The sequence below is a fragment of the Amycolatopsis sp. TRM77291 genome (assembly GCF_054166285.1).
The window spans coordinates 1-2,835 of sequence record NZ_JBSZHF010000005.1; the positions used below are offsets into that span (position 1 = coordinate 1).

Consider the following 2,835-nt stretch of genomic DNA (forward strand, 5'->3'; position numbering starts at 1 on the left):
AAGCAGCTCCGCGGCGCGGCGGCGGCGATCGCGAAGAACATGGACGCGTCGCTGTCCGTGCCGACGGCGACGAGCGTGCGTGCCGTGCCGGCGAAGCTGATGGCCGACAACCGCATCGTCATCAACAACCACCTCAAGCGCACGCGCGGCGGCAAGATCTCCTTCACGCACCTCATCGGGTACGCGATGGTCCGCGCGCTGAAGAACTTCCCGAACATGAACCGGCACTACCAGCTGATCGACGGGAAGCCGTTCGCGGTCACGCCGGAGCATGTGAACTTCGGTCTCGCGATCGACATGAAGGGCAAGGAAGGTGCCCGCACGCTCGTCGTGGCCTCCATCAAGGCCACCGAGAACATGACCTTCATGCAGTTCTGGCAGGCCTACGAGGAGATCGTCAAGAAGGCCCGCAACGGCAAGCTGACCGCCGACGACTTCGCCGGCACCACGATCTCGCTGACCAACCCCGGCGGCATCGGCACGAACCACTCGGTGCCGCGCCTGCAGGCGGGCCAGGGCGCGATCATCGGCGTCGGCGCCATGCAGTACCCGGCGCATTTCGAGGGCACCAGCGAGAAGGCCCTGGTCGACCTCGGCGTCTCCAAGATCATGACGCTGACCTCGACGTATGACCACCGCATCATCCAGGGCGCGGAGTCGGGCGAGTTCCTCAAGCGCATCCATGAGCTGCTGCTCGGCGAGGACGGCTTCTACGACGACGTCTTCACCAGCCTGCGCCTGCCGTATGAGCCGATCCGCTGGGTCGCCGACATCCCGGACGGCCCGGTCGACAAGACCGCGCGCGTCATCGAGCTGATCGACGCCTTCCGCATGCGCGGTCACCTGATGGCCGACACCGACCCGCTGAACTACCGGCAGCGCAGCCACGCCGACCTCGACGTCCTCTCCCACGGCCTGACCCTGTGGGACCTGGACCGCGAGTTCCCGGTCGGCGGCTTCGCCGGCCAGGAGCGGATGAAGCTGCGCGACATCCTCGGCGTGCTGCGCAACTCGTACTGCCGCACCGTCGGCATCGAGTACACCCACATCCTCGACCCCGAGGAGCGCCGCTGGATCCAGGACCGCGTCGAGATCCCGCACGAGAAGCCGGACCCCGCCGTCCAGAAGTACGTGCTCTCGAAGCTCAACGCCGCCGAGGCGTTCGAGACCTTCCTGCAGACCAAGTACGTCGGCCAGAAGCGGTTCTCCCTCGAAGGCGGCGAGACGGCGATCCCGCTGCTCGACACCCTGCTGGACAAGGCCGCCGAGCACGAACTCGACGAGGTCGTCATCGGCATGCCGCACCGCGGCCGCCTGAACGTGCTCGCGAACATCGTCGGCAAGCCGATCGCGCAGATCTTCCAGGAGTTCGAGGGCAACCTCGACCCGGGCCAGGCGCACGGTTCCGGCGACGTGAAGTACCACCTCGGCGCCGAGGGCAAGTACTTCCGCATGTTCGGCGACGGCGAGACCAAGGTGTCGCTGACCGCGAACCCGTCGCACCTGGAGACCGTCGACCCGGTCCTCGAAGGCATCGTCCGCGCCAAGCAGGACATCCTCGACAAGGGCGGAGAAGGCTTCACCGTCCTCCCCGTCCTGATGCACGGCGACGCGGCCTTCGCGGGCCAGGGCGTCGTGGCCGAGACCCTGAACCTGGCGCTGCTGCGCGGCTACCGCACCGGCGGCACCGTGCACGTCATCGTCAACAACCAAGTCGGGTATACGACGGAACCGGAACATGGACGGTCCACGTACTACGCGACGGACGTCGCCAAAATGACGGGCTCCCCCATCTTCCATGTCAACGGCGATGATCCGGAAGCGGCACATTGGGTCGCGCAACTGGCGATGGACTACCGGCAGACGTTCCACAAGGACGCGGTCATCGATTTGATCTGTTATCGGAGAAGGGGGCATCAGGAATCGGATGACCCGTCGATGACGCAGCCGGCGATGTACGACATCATCGACACGAAGCGTTCGGTCCGGAAGACCTACACCGAATCGCTGATCGGCCGCGGCGACATCTCCGTCGAAGAGGCCGAAGCCGCGTTGCGCGACTTCTCCAGCCAGCTGGAGCACGTGTTCAACGAAGTCCGCGAGCTGGAGAAGCACCCGGCCAAGGCCAGCCCCTCGGTCGAAGAGGAGCAGCAGGTCCCGGCCAAGGTGCCCACGGCGACCACCACCGAGGTCATCGAGCACATCGGCGACGCCTTCCTCAACGTGCCCGAAGGCTTCACCCCGCACCCGCGGGTCAAGCCGGTCATGGAACGCCGCCACAAGATGTCCCGCGAAGGCGGCATCGACTGGGCGTTCGGTGAGCTGCTCGCCTTCGGTTCGCTGGCCATGGAAGGCCGCCTGGTCCGGCTGTCCGGCCAGGACTCCCGCCGCGGCACCTTCACCCAGCGCCACTCGGTGCTGATCGACCGCAAGACCGGCCAGGAGTACTCGCCGCTGGCCAGCCTGGCCGAGAACCAGGGCCGCGTGATGATCTACGACTCGGCACTGTCCGAGTACGCGGCGGTCGGCTTCGAATACGGCTACTCCGTGGCCAACTCCGAAGCACTGGTCATGTGGGAAGCACAGTTCGGCGACTTCGTCAACGGCGCGCAGACCGTCATCGACGAGTACATCTCCTCCGGCGAGGCCAAGTGGGGCCAGCTCTCCGACGTCGTGCTGCTGCTGCCGCACGGCCACGAAGGCCAGGGCCCCGACCACACCTCCGGCCGCATCGAGCGCTTCCTCTCACTGTGCGCCGAAGGCTCGATGACCGTCGCGGTCCCGTCCACCCCGGCGAACTACTTCCACCTGCTCCGCCGTCACGCCCTCGACGGA

1 protein-coding gene is annotated in these 2,835 nt (G+C 66.6%); it reads left to right on the forward strand.

Annotation, left to right across the window (positions count from 1 at the left end):
• The coding region (locus tag ACXIZN_RS43005) for a multifunctional oxoglutarate decarboxylase/oxoglutarate dehydrogenase thiamine pyrophosphate-binding subunit/dihydrolipoyllysine-residue succinyltransferase subunit (RefSeq protein WP_457960752.1) at window positions 1-2,835 on the forward strand (2,835 nt) is incomplete at both ends.